This is a genomic window from Paenibacillus sp. Y5S-9, from assembly GCF_036894235.1.
Lineage (GTDB): Bacteria > Bacillota > Bacilli > Paenibacillales > Paenibacillaceae > Paenibacillus.
In genome coordinates, this window is the sequence record NZ_CP145887.1 from 6,117,309 (window position 1) to 6,132,027 (window position 14,719).

The 14,719-nt window shown below is 47.6% G+C and carries 9 protein-coding genes; all 9 read right to left on the reverse strand.

Annotation, left to right across the window (positions count from 1 at the left end; translation table 11 throughout):
* Positions 1-17: 17 nt before the first annotated feature.
* The 9 genes from ligA to V6669_RS27065 all read right to left on the reverse strand — a co-directional run bounded on the left by ligA (position 18) and on the right by V6669_RS27065 (position 14,650).
* Positions 18-2,039, reverse strand: a complete 2,022-nt coding sequence (gene ligA, locus V6669_RS27025) for an NAD-dependent DNA ligase LigA (protein ID WP_338588657.1) — start codon at positions 2,037-2,039, stop codon at positions 18-20.
* Between the two features lie 286 nt (positions 2,040-2,325).
* Complete coding sequence (pcrA, locus tag V6669_RS27030; RefSeq protein WP_076334036.1) at positions 2,326-4,680, reverse strand: DNA helicase PcrA; 2,355 nt, start codon at positions 4,678-4,680, stop codon at positions 2,326-2,328.
* Positions 4,681-5,314: 634 nt separating this feature from the next.
* Positions 5,315-6,010, reverse strand: a complete 696-nt coding sequence (locus tag V6669_RS27035) for a heptaprenylglyceryl phosphate synthase (RefSeq protein WP_338588658.1) — start codon at positions 6,008-6,010, stop codon at positions 5,315-5,317.
* A 115-nt stretch (positions 6,011-6,125) separates the two neighbouring features.
* Positions 6,126-7,001, reverse strand: a complete 876-nt coding sequence (locus V6669_RS27040) for a phosphatidylinositol-specific phospholipase C/glycerophosphodiester phosphodiesterase family protein (RefSeq protein WP_249912618.1) — start codon at positions 6,999-7,001, stop codon at positions 6,126-6,128.
* A 135-nt stretch (positions 7,002-7,136) separates the two neighbouring features.
* Complete coding sequence (rfbD, locus tag V6669_RS27045; RefSeq protein ID WP_338588659.1) at positions 7,137-8,018, reverse strand: dTDP-4-dehydrorhamnose reductase; 882 nt, start codon at positions 8,016-8,018, stop codon at positions 7,137-7,139.
* Positions 8,015-9,040, reverse strand: coding sequence for a dTDP-glucose 4,6-dehydratase (gene rfbB, locus V6669_RS27050; protein ID WP_338588660.1), 1,026 nt, complete (start codon positions 9,038-9,040; stop codon positions 8,015-8,017). The genes rfbD and rfbB overlap by 4 nt, the downstream gene beginning before the upstream one ends.
* Before the next feature lie 53 nt (positions 9,041-9,093).
* Positions 9,094-9,642 (reverse strand): dTDP-4-dehydrorhamnose 3,5-epimerase, encoded by a 549-nt coding sequence (rfbC, locus tag V6669_RS27055; RefSeq protein WP_338588661.1) that lies wholly within the window; start codon positions 9,640-9,642, stop codon positions 9,094-9,096.
* A gap of 181 nt (positions 9,643-9,823) precedes the next feature.
* Entirely contained in the window at positions 9,824-10,702 is an 879-nt protein-coding gene (gene galU / locus V6669_RS27060) for a UTP--glucose-1-phosphate uridylyltransferase GalU (protein ID WP_338588662.1), read from the reverse strand.
* A 297-nt stretch (positions 10,703-10,999) separates the two neighbouring features.
* Positions 11,000-14,650: a DEAD/DEAH box helicase gene (locus V6669_RS27065; RefSeq protein WP_338588663.1), complete on the reverse strand. Its 3,651-nt coding sequence runs from the start codon at positions 14,648-14,650 to the stop codon at positions 11,000-11,002.
* Positions 14,651-14,719: the final 69 nt, after the last annotated feature.

A 14,719-nucleotide genomic window follows, 5' to 3' on the forward strand; every position in this document is an offset into this window, starting at 1 on the left:
TTTTGCTAATTCATCCTTTAACCCTGTGGGTTCAAAAGACGTACAAGTTCATCCTCATCCTCAATCGTTGGAATACCGAGATCATGGGCCTTGGTTAGTTTACTACCTGCCTTCTCTCCGGCAACAACCAAATCTGTCTTTTTCGACACACTGCCAGTCACCTTCGCTCCGAGTGCTTCCAGTCTTTGCGTTGCCTCTTCCCGAGTCAGTTGGTGCAGCGTTCCAGTCAAAACGACCGTTTTACCACTGAAGAAGGAATCTTCCACAACAGCAACGGTTGGCGCCTCAGGTGCCTGAGCTTTCACGCCCAAGTTGAGCATTTTCTCAATTGCAGCCTGTGTAAACGGATCTGCAAAAAAGTTTACGATGCTCTCTGCCACAATACCACCGACGTCGGGTAGTTCAACCAGTTCTTCCACAGTTGCATTCATAATGGCGTGCAGATCACGGTAATGATCAGCGAGCATACGCGTTGTCGATTTACCTGTGTTCGGAATACCCAGTGAGTATAAGAAGGAAGCCAAGTCTCTATCTTTACTAAGCTCAAGCGCAGCGATAAGGTTGTTCGCTTTCTTTTCCCCAAATCGCTCCAGCTTCACCAGATCATCAAACTGTAACGTATACAGGTCGGCAGGCTCACGTACGTTCAATTCATCATACAGCTGAATCGCTGTTTTCTCACTGAACGTCTCGATGTCCATGGCATCACGGGAAGCAAAATGGGAAATACGTGCCACCGTTTGCGGTTTGCAAGCCAGTCTGTTGTTACAGAATAGATGCGCTCCACGTTGCTCCAGCGGGAATCCACATGCAGGACACTGCTCAGGGAAGACGATCTCCTCGCCATCACTCTCCTCCGTCACTTTGCCCAGAATTTCAGGAATGACGTCGTTGGAGCGACGGATAAAGACCCGTGTGCCCAGAGCGAACTTCAGATTTTTGCGCTCAATATCGCCTACATTGTTCAGCGTACAGTTCTGGACCGTTACCCCGGCAAGTTCAACCGGTTCTACGCGTGCCAGCGGAGTTACTTTGCCAGTACGGCCCACATTCCATACCACAGCGTTAAGAACCGTCGTGGTCTCTTCTGCCTCGAATTTATAGGCTACCGCCCAGCGAGGGAATTTATCGGTATAACCCAGTACCTCGCGGGTGCGCATGTCCGTAATTTTAATAACAGCTCCATCGATCAGATAATCTAGATGCCCTCGGTTCTCCTGAATCGCGGCCAGTTGTTCCATCACATCATCAAACTCATGGAAATAAGTAATCGATGGATTAACTTTGAAGCGGTTCTCACGCAGGAAATCCATCATCTGCTGATGATTGGCAAACTGAATGTCATCCGAATAACCTACGTTATAAAAGTAAGCATTCAGCCGACGCTCAGCCGTCGCTTTCGGATTCAAGTTACGCAGCGCTCCTGCTGCTGCATTCCGCGCATTCTTGAGTGGCTCTGCCGCGGTCTCATTGTATCGGTCCAGAACAGACAGATTCATGATACCTTCACCCTGTACTTCAATCGTGCCGCTTGTGTAAGGAATTTTGAGCGGGACAGATCTGATCGTTCTCACCTGAGCCAAAATACCTTCGCCCACCGTACCGTTACCACGAGTAGAGGCTTGTACCAACTCGCCGTTGGTGTAGGTCAGGTTGAGCGTCAATCCATCAAACTTCAACTCAATGACATAACCTGGTTCCGGTAAAGGCGTATCGGAATTTTTACTGTTATAGTCGTTAATCAGTTTCAGTACACGGGTATTCCAGCTGCGCAGCTGCTCAATATTCTGCGCTTTGTCCAGACTCCATAATGAGGATAAATGGCGATGTGGGGTAAACCCCTTGAGCAGTTCGCCGCCCACACGCTGTGTTGGAGAATCAGGCAGAACGATGCCACTTTCCTGTTCCAGCGTAACCAGTTCATCGTACAGAAGATCATACTCCTTATCGCTGATCTGTGGCTGATCCATCGTGTAGTACTGATAATTATGCTGGTTCAGCTCGGTAACAAGTTGCTCCATCCGGTGCATCGGGTCCATACAGGGCCATCCCTCCGTTAATTTGATCTATATATGTAGAACGAATACTCCTATTGCACTTGGACTGCGATAACAGAAAAACGTTCCATCGTTGATATCACTACATAATTTCAATGAATGAATATCCACACCGACACTCCGATAACAGAATAACTTTCCGATCGCTGTTATCCCCGGGTTTCTTTTATTCATTTTAAAAGGTAGAAATCCAGGGATAAAGGCGAACGCCTTGCTTCTTCAAGTCATTTCTGTTCTCTCCGTTATCGTGCAAAAGGAAGTTTCGTTCTTATTCTACTTTCGTAATAGGGGCAAAACCGGCAAGCAAACGTTTCACACCAACCGGAGCCGGGAAGGCAATCTGCAGTTCGGTATCATTACCTGTCCCTTTTACTGCAACAATTGTGCCTGTCCCCCATTTTCCATGCTGCACTTTATCTCCTGCCTTGAATCCTGCTTCACCATTAGAAGCCACCGGCTTGGAAGCAGATGATGGCGTAGAGTATGCTGGGCGGGACGTGCTCGTGGTCACACGCGAAGTTGGCGTGGATGAGGTAGCAGATGAACCGCTTTTGCTTTGGTGATCAAAGAGCTTGGTACCACCACCGAAGTTGCTTCCTCCACTGGAACCTAGTCCACGTCCACCATAAGAGCCGCCTCCGCTACTGCCACGACGGTAACGATCACGAGCCATGGAGGTGTCTTCCTTCAGCTCATCCGGAATTTCGTCCAGGAAGCGGGAAGGCGGATTCGCTGTGGTACGTCCAAACAACGTACGCATCTGGGCACACGACAGGAAGAGTTGCTCTTCCGCACGGGTGATCCCTACATAAGCCAGTCGGCGTTCTTCTTCCAACTCTTCATTGTCCATAAAGGCACGGCTATGCGGGAAGACCCCTTCTTCCATACCCACGATAAAGACTACCGGGAACTCCAGACCTTTGGCGCTGTGCATGGTCATCAGGGTAACAGCGTCGCTCTGATCCTCTTCATCATCGTTCATGCTGTCGATGTCAGCAATCAATGCAAGATCGGTGAGGAACGATACGAGCGTTTTGTCTTCATTATTTTTCTCAAATTCCATCGTTACCGACAGGAACTCTTCAATGTTCTCCAGCCGTGCACGGGATTCGAGTGTGTTTTCATTTTGCATCTCAAGACGGTATTGGCTCATCTCAAGTATCTTCTCGGTTAATTCAGTTACAGACAGATATTCTACCATCTGATGCAGCGCAGCGATCATGTCATAGAACTCCACGAGCGCATTACGCGTACGTCCAGCAAAACCAAGATCATCCACGACCTGCAGTACTCGGAAAATAGAAATTCCACGCTCTCCTGCCGCAGCCGCAAGCTTCGCTACCGTTGTATCACCGATGCTACGCTTCGGTACATTAATGATCCGGGTGAGACTGATATCATCGTCGGGGTTGGATAACAGGCGCAGATACGCCAGAATGTCCTTGATCTCTTTACGATCGTAGAACTTGATGCCGCCGACAATCTGATACGGAATATCAGACTTGATCAGAATTTCCTCTATAACCCGGGACTGGGCGTTGGTACGATACAAAATCGCATGGTTCTGATAGGATTTGCCGTTCTTCACATTTTTACTAATCTCGGAGGTAACAAAATACCCCTCATCATGTTCGGAATCCGCACGGTATACCTTGATCTTCGAACCACCCTCTTTGTCCGTCCACAGTTTCTTCGGTTTACGCCCTGTATTCAGGCCGATCACTTCATTCGCTGCATTCAGGATATTGGAAGTTGAACGGTAGTTCTGCTCCAGCAAAATCGTATTTGCTTCTGGATAGTCTTTTTCAAAATTCAGGATATTGCTGATATCCGCCCCGCGCCAGCGATAGATCGACTGGTCACTATCCCCTACAACGCAGATGCGGTGGTGACTGTCAGCGAGCATGCGGCACAGCATGTACTGTGCACGGTTCGTATCCTGATACTCGTCCACGTGAATGTACTGGAATTTCTTTTGGTAAAAGTCGAGGACTTCCGGTACTTCCTTGAACAGTTGAATGGTCTGCATAATGAGATCATCGAAATCAAGTGAGTTGTTGGCTCTTAACCGTTTTTGGTACATCTTATATATCTTCGCTACAATACCCTCGAAATAGTCTCCTGCCTGCTTCTCATATTGCTCCGGACTAATCAGTTCATTCTTGGCTGTGCTCATCATCGATTGAACTGCTTTTGGCTCGAATTTCTTGGTATCGATATTTTGGTCTTTCATACAGCTACGAATTACAGATAATTGGTCCGATGAGTCCAAAATACTAAAGTTGGAGGTAAAGCCAATACGTTCAATATCACGACGCAGAATTCGCACGCACATGGAGTGGAACGTGGATACCCAAATGTCGCGGCCTTGGGAGCCACCAACCAGTTGGGAAACCCGGTCTTGCATCTCACGAGCGGCTTTGTTTGTAAAGGTAATCGCTAAAATGCCCCACGGGGGTGCTTTCCGTGTTGCAATGAGGTAGGCAATCCGGTGTGTCAGCACCCGGGTTTTGCCGGAGCCCGCTCCAGCCATAATCAGCAGTGGGCCATCCGTCGCCTCGACGGCTTGCCGTTGAGGGGTGTTAAGCCGTGCAACGGCATCATGTATATTTACAGGTTGCATGCATGCATGCTCCTTTCGTTGGTTGGTCGGTATACCTGATCTATCCATTACACTTGGACTTCGATTGCAGCAGCATCTTCCGATCGTCGTTATCCCCAAATTTTTTGATTCCCTTTAATAAAGGGAAAATCCGGTGATAAATACGAACACTTCGTTTCTTCAGATTGCTTCTGCACTCTCCGTTTCCGTGTAAACATAATCCTGTATACGAATTATTGGTAAGAGGTTAAAAACCGGAAATAAAGGCGAATGCTTCGCTTCTCCAGCTTATTTCTGTCCTCTACGTTCTCGTGTAAAATTTAGTTTAGCTTATATTTAAGGGTAGTGAAATCACAAGAGAGAACACTGCGTTTCTTCAGATTGCTTCTGCACTCTCCGTTTTCGTGTAAACATAATCCCTGTATACAAATTTCTTAGTAAAAAAAGAACAAAATCAGGTAATAGAAGTATGCTTAGGATTTAGCTTTCTTACAGAAAGCTTTTAACGAGCATTTCGTTTCTCCAGCTCACTTCTCTCCTCATCGTTCTCGTGTAAACGACATTACGCTCATATAAACTTCTTAAAATTAGTAAGGGCAAAGTTCTATTTTAACAGATCATAAGGGGAAAATGGGGGAATGGTAAACTAAACCGATTAATTGGTTCCTTTTACAGCCAACACTGTCTCAAGTGCCTTAGTCAAATCGCTGTACACAATGTTACCTACCACGACGGTGTCTGCCACCTGGGCAGCTTGCGTGGCTTTCTCTGGATCATCAATTCCGCCGCCGTAGATGAGGTGTGCCCGCTCCAATTGTCTATGTGTCTCACCAACAAGCTCCATATCTCCGAACGTTCCGCTGTACTCCATGTATACAATTGGAAGATTGAGCAGACGCTCCGCTGCCTGGGCATATGCCACCGCAGCTCCTGTCGTCAGATCCGTATCTGCACCAGTTAACCGCGCTACCGTGGAGTTCCCATTAAGCACAATATAACCCTCGGCAATCAGCAGATCCCAAGGGATAAGATAACCGTAACGCTCTATAGCTTGCTGGTGGTGCCCAATCATCCATTTGCTGTCCGTTGCATTCAAGACCATCGGGATCAAATATCCGTCAAACCCGGGAACAACAGCCTCCAGATCGGATACTTCAAGCACACATGGCAACTCATAACGACGCACACGGGACATCAGGTCTACCGTATTATCATAAGTAATTCCCGAAGAGCCACCGACGATAATTGCATCGGTCCCCGACATGCAGACCAGATCGAGTTCTTCGTCCGTAATCTCCCTGTCCGGGTCAAGCTTAAATACATGTCTCCACTGCTTAATCATGTCTATCAACGAACATTCCTCCAGAGGTTCTTCTGCATCCTAGAAAGCTTGTAAACTAAGTCTAAGTCAGCAGACAGTGAGTGTCAATGTTCGTATAAAAAGGGGAACAGAAAAATATGAATTTTTACGGTTTCCAGGCAAAGCGTGTGTTCATTTCATCCAACTCCTGCTCTGTCAACACGTCCGAGTACACCCCGTACACGCCCCATTTCTCATAGTTAGCCACCTGTTCAGTGTCATTGATGGTATGAACATAGGTGACTGAGCCTGCACTATTTAGCTTGGCGACAAAATTCTGGTTTACTTTATATTCCGGCATAGTCACGGCATCAATATCATTTTTTTGTACAAAATCAACAACCTGATCTTCTGTATCCTGTGTGGCATATAACGTATAGATAATGGAAGGGAATGCATAGACTTCTTTCACCGTTTCAAGCATCGGTTCGTTATAGATCTGTACAACCACTCGATCCAGCACGGATGGATCATGTTCTTTGGCTGCATCCACGAGGGATCTTAACACCTGCTGTATATCCTCATCCTTCTGTTCCTTGGTGTCGGTTACGATATACATATCCGGGTACTGAGCCAGTACATCTATAATGCCATCGGCATCCATGGGTTGGTACATGCCCAAGATTGGCGTATCCATGAATTCATCATGTGTCAACGCCCCGGCCTGTTTTTCCTCGGGAAGCTCTTGGTCCTGTCCTAGCATTTTACTCATATTAGCGGTCCACTCATGTCTGGCTACGGCTTTGCGATCCGAGGTCAGCATAAAGTCGATCTCAAAAACACGTGTGCCTTTCTCGTAATTGGCAATCATCGCTTCATAGGCGTTGGTATATGGTTGATCACGAATACTGCCCATGGCGTGGGCGATTAATCTATAAGCGGTAAATCCGTCCCGTTGTTCCTCACTCTCGCTTTCATAGGCGAAAAAGAGTGTGCCCACGGTAACGATCAGTAGTATTAACACGGCGGCAATGCGTTTCATATCACATTCACATCCTCAGTACCTTTTTGTTAGCTAACTACCCGAATTGAGGAGGTACAAAACAAAATAGCCGCCCGGAGGCGGCTGTTAAATGGTGGGTGTAGTTTGGGAATAAAGCACGGACGCTCCACATGCTCAGTCCTTTTGCAGTACACTCAACTCTTTCAAAAATGCAATCAGCGCCTCACGCCAAGGTCTCAGAGGTTCCAAACCGTTCGTTCGAATCGCCAGATGATCCATCACCGAGTATGCAGGACGAGGGGCTGGCCGCGGAAACTGATCGGTTGTGCATGGCGTAAGTTCGGCTGTCGGCTCGAACCCACTCTGTTTACCGGCTTCCTCTCTTATTGCCTGTGCAAACTCGTACCATGTGCAAGTTCCTGAATTGGAGGCATGATAGATGCCATACTTTTCACTCGTAGAAAGGGTATGAATGAATCGGGCAAGATCCACCGTATAGGTAGGCGAACCTTGTTGGTCATGAACAACTTGCAGTTGTGGACGTTTCTCCATAAGTTCCAGCATGGTTTTGACAAAATTACTGCCATATACGCCAAACACCCATGATGTTCGGATGACAAACCATTGCGTGCACAAACTTTGAACCAGCCGTTCCCCAGCAAGCTTCGACTTGCCATATACACTCTGCGGATTCGTTACATCGTATTCTCGGTAAGGTGTACTCCCGCTCCCATCAAATACATAATCGGTACAGATATATACCAGTTTTGCTTTCACTTTCTCGGCGGCAACCGCGATATTTCTAGTACCTGATGCATTGATTGCATATGCTGTATCCTCATCTACCTCAGCCTGATCGACCGCTGTGTAAGCAGCGCAGTGAATTATGATGTGGGGTCGGAACGTCTTAATCATATCTGTGCACTGCTGTTGATCGGTAATATCCATCTGGTTCTTGTCACAGGCCAATACTTGATGACCCTCTGCTTCGAAGGTCTTCACCACATCATAACCCAGCTGTCCCGCCGCGCCAGTCACCATAACTCTATAGTTCATTTGGACGAATCACCCATCCGCTTACCATACTGAAGCTGAATATAGTCCTGATACGTGCCTGATTGAATTCTCGTCCACCAATCTTGATGTTTCAGATACCATTGGATCGTCTCCTTGATCCCTGTCTCAAAATTGTGTGCAGGTTGCCAGCCGAGCTCTGTGCGTATCTTGGTAGGATCTATACCGTAACGTCGGTCATGACCCAATCGATCCTGTACATATTGAATCAAACTCGCAGGTTTACCCAGTTGCTCCAATACGCTCTCCACAATGTAAATATTAGTACGTTCATTATTACCACCAATGTTGTATACCTCTCCAGATTGTCCATTATGAATCACCAGATCAATCGCGCTGCAGTGATCCTCAACATAAAGCCAGTCACGAATATTGAGCCCGTCACCATATACTGGGATGGCTTCATCATTCAATGCACGGGATATAATCAGCGGAATCAGTTTCTCCGGGAATTGAAAAGGTCCATAGTTATTAGAGCAACGTGTAATATTTACAGGAAGTCCAAACGTTTCATGATAGGCTCTTACGAGCAGATCCCCGCCAGCTTTACTTGCAGAGTAAGGACTGTTAGGCATCAGAGGTGTATCTTCAGTAAATAAACCTGTTGCACCTAGTGATCCATATACCTCATCTGTCGATACCTGAACAAATTTGGTGACTTGATATTTCTTTGCCGCATCCAGCAGAACCTGAGTGCCCATCACATTGGTACGCACAAAGATATCCGGGGACAGAATACTTCGATCCACATGAGACTCGGCAGCGAAATTCACAACCACATCGATGCCTTGGGAAAAAACAGCTTCCATCTGCTGTACATCTGCAATATCTGCTTTGATGAAGGTATATCGGGGATTGGACTCTACTGTATGCAAGTTCTCCAAGTTCCCCGCATAGGTTAGTGCATCCACATTAATTATCTCGTAACTCGGATGTTCACGAAGCATATATAATACAAAGTTGCTGCCGATAAATCCGGCCCCACCCGTAACCAGTAGTTTCATTCTGTCTCTCTCCTCTGCCTCCAGATACATAAGTATCTGAAAAGTCTGATTAATTAGTCGAAGTTCAGTTCAGCATCTTTCAGTAAAGGATGCTTCTGATCCTTCTCCGATAATATAGGTTTCGTCACAGGCCAATCAATGGCGAGTGCCGGATCGTTCCACAGAATTCCACGGTCATGTTCAGGCGAATAATAGGCGTCCACCTTATAAGTTACCTGGGAATGAGGCACCAAGGTACAGAAACCATGAGCAAATCCTTGAGGAACAAGCAGTTGCCGCTGGTTGTACTCACTTAGAATGACACTTTTCCATTGGCCAAAGGTAGGGGATGACGTGCGGACATCCACAATCACATCATATATAGCCCCAGATATAACCCTCACCAATTTAGACTGTGCTTTGGGCTGGAGCTGGTAATGAAGCCCACGCAGAACACCTGCTTCAGCCGATAAGGATTGATTGTCCTGAATAAAGACGTGCTGTATCCCCTGTTCATGCAGAACCTGCTCATTATAACTCTCCATAAAATATCCACGGTGATCACCATAAACCTTGGGTTCCAAGATGGCAGCACCATCCATAAACAGCGGAAGTACCTTCATGACATCCCTCCGTTTTGCTGTTAACATCATTTCTTCATATTGACTATGTATATGTAAAGTGTCGGGTATGTGTTTGTTCATTGGCCTGTATAAGCCTCATATTTACTCTTCCATAAAATAAATTAAAGCCCAGCCGCGATATCATTCTTCGGCTGGACTTCAAGGGCATGCGGAAAACCATTTATTGATCCTTTACAACCTGTTCCAAATACTTTAAGAGATCTTTCCGTAGATCCGGGCGCTGCAATGCATAATGTATGGACGTCTCAATGAAACCTAACTTCTCGCCAACATCATGACGCAGTCCGTCAAAATGATATGCGAGAATCTGCCGCTGTTCATTCAATCGGGACAAAGCATCCGTGAGCTGAATTTCGCCCCCAACGCCAGCAGATTGTTGACCTAGTATCTCAAAGATATCCGGTGTAAGAATGTAACGTCCCATAATAGCAAGGTTCGAAGGGGAATCTTCGGTCTTTGGTTTCTCAATTAAGCGGCGGGCACGAAAGACACGATCATCGGTAGGGGTTAGCAACTCTCCATCCACAATCCCGTAGCGGGATACCTCGCTCCAATCAACAGGCTGTACACCAACAATCGGAGATTGCAGTTCATCGTAGACATCGATCATCTGCTTCAGGCAGGGATGGTCCGCTTCCACGATGTCGTCCCCTAACAGGACGGCAAAAGGCTCATTGCCGATAAACTTGCGGGCGCACCAGATGGCGTGACCAAGTCCCTTCGGTTCCTTTTGACGGATATAATGGATATCTGCCATCTCGGAGGGTTTGCGTACTTCGTTAAGCAAGTCCCACTTCTGTTTGTCCGCGAGATTCTGCTCCAGTTCAAAAGAATAGTCGAAGTGATCTTCAATGGCCCGCTTCCCTTTACCCGTCACAATAATGATATCTTCAATGCCTGAAGCTACGGCTTCTTCAATAATATACTGGATCGTTGGCTTGTCCACGATGGGCAGCATTTCCTTAGGCATCGCCTTGGTAGCAGGCAGAAACCGGGTACCCAGCCCTGCAGCTGGAATAATCGCTTTGCGAATACGCACACGAACCCACTCCTTTTGTTAAACAAGTTGAACTAAAGCATATTTACACTTACCACTCCGATGACAGAACAACCTTCCAATCGCTGTTATCCCCAGATTTTTTTCATTCCCTTTTTTAAAGGGGAAAATCCGAGGATAGCGTATGCTTTCCGATGCAGCTTCTTTCAGAAAGCTTTTAGGCGAACGCTTCGCTTTTTCAGGTTATTTCTGTCCTCTCCGTTATCATGTAAATGATTAGTCCATCTTGTATAGATTCATATATTTAATGATTCTTATTGCTAGGATGCTTGGACTTCATTATACCATCAACAATTCGCGGATATCCTGTTCGGATAAAGTCGTTGATCCTCCGTCTCCCGGTTCGATTACTTCGGCAATCAAGTCCTTCTTCCGCTGCTGGAGTTCCAAAATCTTCTCTTCGATCGTACCTTCGGTAACTAAACGAATGACTTGCACCACTTGTTTCTGTCCCATACGATGGGCACGGCCAATTGCCTGTTCTTCCACGGCGGGATTCCACCATAGATCATATAATATAACGGTATCTGCCCCTGTTAAGTTTAGTCCGGTACCGCCAGCTTTCAGGGAGATTAAGAACAGTTCAGCTTCGCCCTCATTAAATCTGTGGCACATCTCAACCCGGCTCTGCGCAGGGGTCTGACCATCGAGGTAGAACAGATTCCTTCCCTGTGCCACGAGCGTCTGGCGAATCAGGTTCAACATGCTTGCAAATTGGGAGAAGATAAGAATTCGTTTGCCTGAAGCCAAACAATCCTCGACCGTTTCAAGCAACTGTTCCATTTTCCCGGAATCGCCTTGGTACCCTTCAACAAAGAGGGCAGGATGACAACATAACTGACGCAAACGGGTGATGCCTGCCAGAATTTTGATACGATTCTTCTGGAATCCATTATCCTCCATGTCCTTCGATGCTTCATCCTGAAGCTGGGATAGGTATGCGGCGTACAGTTTCTTCTGTTCAACCGTAAGCTCTGACCGCTGTACCGTTTCAATTCGATCCGGCAATTCTTCCAACACATCCTTCTTCAGGCGGCGCAGAATAAACGGACGCACCATCCGCGAGATCCGTTCCGGAGGAAGGTCACGGAATCTTCTGTAACTTGGAAATAACCCTGGGAATACGGCTTCAAAAATGGACCACAATTCATCCAGCGAGTTCTCCACAGGTGTACCTGTGAGTGCAAAACGGCGCGGAGCCTGAATTTGTTTCACTGCCTGCGCAGTCTGGGAAGAAGCATTTTTGATTGCCTGAGCTTCATCCAGAATGAGCGTATGAAATGTTCGGCCAAGGTAAGTGTCTAGATCCCGGCGTAATAAAGGATAAGACGTCACAATCACATCCGCCTCATCCATGCCTGAAAGCATATTGGCTCGCTCTTCTTTCTGACCTGCGGCAATCAGGACGTTCAGATGCGGAGCGAACCGTGCAAACTCATTAGCCCAGTTGTAGGTCAGCGAGGCAGGAGCCACGACAAGTACCGGGGGATGAATGACCCTCGTTCGGATTGTCAGTCCATCCTGCTGCATCGTAGACCATAAGCCATCCGTATTCTCTGAAGCCATCTTATCCAATGGGAGCCCAGTTTTGGGATCGATGTCGGAAATCGCCAACGTTTCACCATCCCGTAATGGTCCGCTCTCCCGGTATTTATCACCGCCCGTATGGTCAATGTTGTACTCAGGCTTCTCTAGAAGAACCGCTGTGATATAGGCGATGCTTTGCAACGTTTTGCCAAGTCCCATATCATCCGCCAGAATGCCGCCAAAACGATAATAAGCGAGAGTACGCAACCACTGGTATCCGCTATTCTGATAATCCCGCAGGATGGGGGTCAGTGATCCCGGCAATGCAAAATCCATCCGTTCGGGATCTCTGAGATCATCGAGGAAACGTTTCAGGGAGCCTCCCCACTTCACATGACCGGAAACTTCGTCCCTGCCTGGCAATTGTAACGCCCGAACAGCTGGCAGCCGGATATGGCTGCTCTTGATGTCATCTGCCCCCAGCCCAAGTGAATCGGCCATGTGAGCGAAGCTATCTGCACCTTCATTTTCAAGCGACAGAAAGACACCGCTCTTGAGACGGAAATACGGTTTCTTTTCCACAATGCGACGCATGAGTTCCTGAAGTTCCTGCTCGTCCACACCTTCCATCTCGAATGAAATCTCCAGCCAGTCCAATCCTCTTCCCAAATCTGCTCGTACTTTCGGCGGTGTTGGATAGGATTGCACCATCGCCTTCACGGCGTTTGGCATGTAGATTTCTACCTGTTTCTCAAGTTCAGGCAACAGATGATACATGACATCATAGATGGCATCTTCCCGTTCGCTCGCCCAAACACTACCATCCCTTTCGAGAAAGGATCGATCAAGCCGTTCAATCAGATTCCGCTCTTTGTATCGGTCACGCACCAAAATAACCTTTTTCTCTTCTTCATCTATCAAGTACTCGGCAAGCGGATTAATAACCATGACCTCATAGTCGAATTCCAGACGCGCTGTAATACGTTCACGATAGAAGTCGATGTACAGCTTCGGTGAGAGTTCCGGTTCCGCGATCTGTTCACGCACCTGTGAATCAATGGACAGATGGCCGAGCGTACGCAGTTCTGGCACGACATGCTGAACAAACTCATCCACCTGCTGGGTCGAAATATCGATGCTTTCCTTGATTCCATATGAAGTGAGCGCCCCACTCAAATCCTCCAGACTTCGCATCTGCATCGGTTCCAACATATGCAACTGTCCTTCCACTACGGCAGCATCATAGGCAGGAAGAAGAATCAGCTCACGCAGACCCGAAATTTCAAGCTGATACCCTTCATTCGCTCCCTGGGCAATCCGGTAAAACAAAGGCAATACTCCCTCACCGAGCGTGAGTGGTCCATTGGCAAATCCTGTACCCTCCATCCGACTATCAGCCTGCAGCAGCAATTCCAGCAGTGGCTTCCATACGAGTGGAGCAATCAATATATCCCGTCCATCTGACGCCCCCAAATAACCGGAAATGGATTCGCGGTATGCCTCTTCACTCTGCCTCATTCGAATGAGCATCGAGAGAATCGCCTGATCCTGCGGAGTGAACACATGCATTAATGGATCATAGTGGAACAGTTTGGTAAATGACATGGGCTCGCCTTTTTCGATGCAGTTCAGGAATTGTTTCAATTTCTGCACCACATACAGACGTTTGTTACCCACTTTCAATTCAAGAGCAAGTTTCCCGCCACCCTTGTGAACCTGTATCAGCTTGCATATAAACTGAACCTGCAATTCTTCCCGCAGGGAGGAACGGCTGACAGGAGCAGTGTACTTACGATCAGTTCCATGCAGCGGTCTCCGATCCTTGGCAAACATGGACAGAATCTGATCCGCCGTACGGTAAGAAGGTTTATCTGCCGATCGGCCCCACCCCGAAGCTGAGCTTGGCCGACCTGCTTGGGCAAAATGAACCGGAGGACGCTCTGGAGCATCATTCAGTTGCTCTCGTTGTGAAGCGGACTGGGGGCGCTCCCACACGCTCTCTTCGACTAGCGTCCCAACCTTGGACTTGGAACCAAAGTTAGAACTGGTATTGGCTCCTTGGCCTGTAGCAGGTTGAGGAGGCTTCCCAGAGGCAATCGTGGCATTACGCTCCTGCTGCTCACCCCATTCGTGAATAGCCAACAGGACAGCAGCGACATGTTTGCAATAGTCATAATGTCTGCCGTCACCCGGACAACTGCAGCCTGCCACAACCTCACCTGATCCATCTATATCCACCGTCACCTGATAGCGCTCCGACCCACGTACCTGTGCTTCATAATGAAGCTGATCCTCACTAACCACCAGATTGGTCACCCTGCCAGATTGGTTATAATCTTCTCCGCGCTTGAATGCCGTGACCCCGCACAGCAATTTGATATCCATAATTGTGAATGGCGCCACGCTTCTTCGCCTCCTGTGTCATGATGTAAAAAAACCCCAAGAGCTCCTTAAAGCAGAGATTGGGGTTGC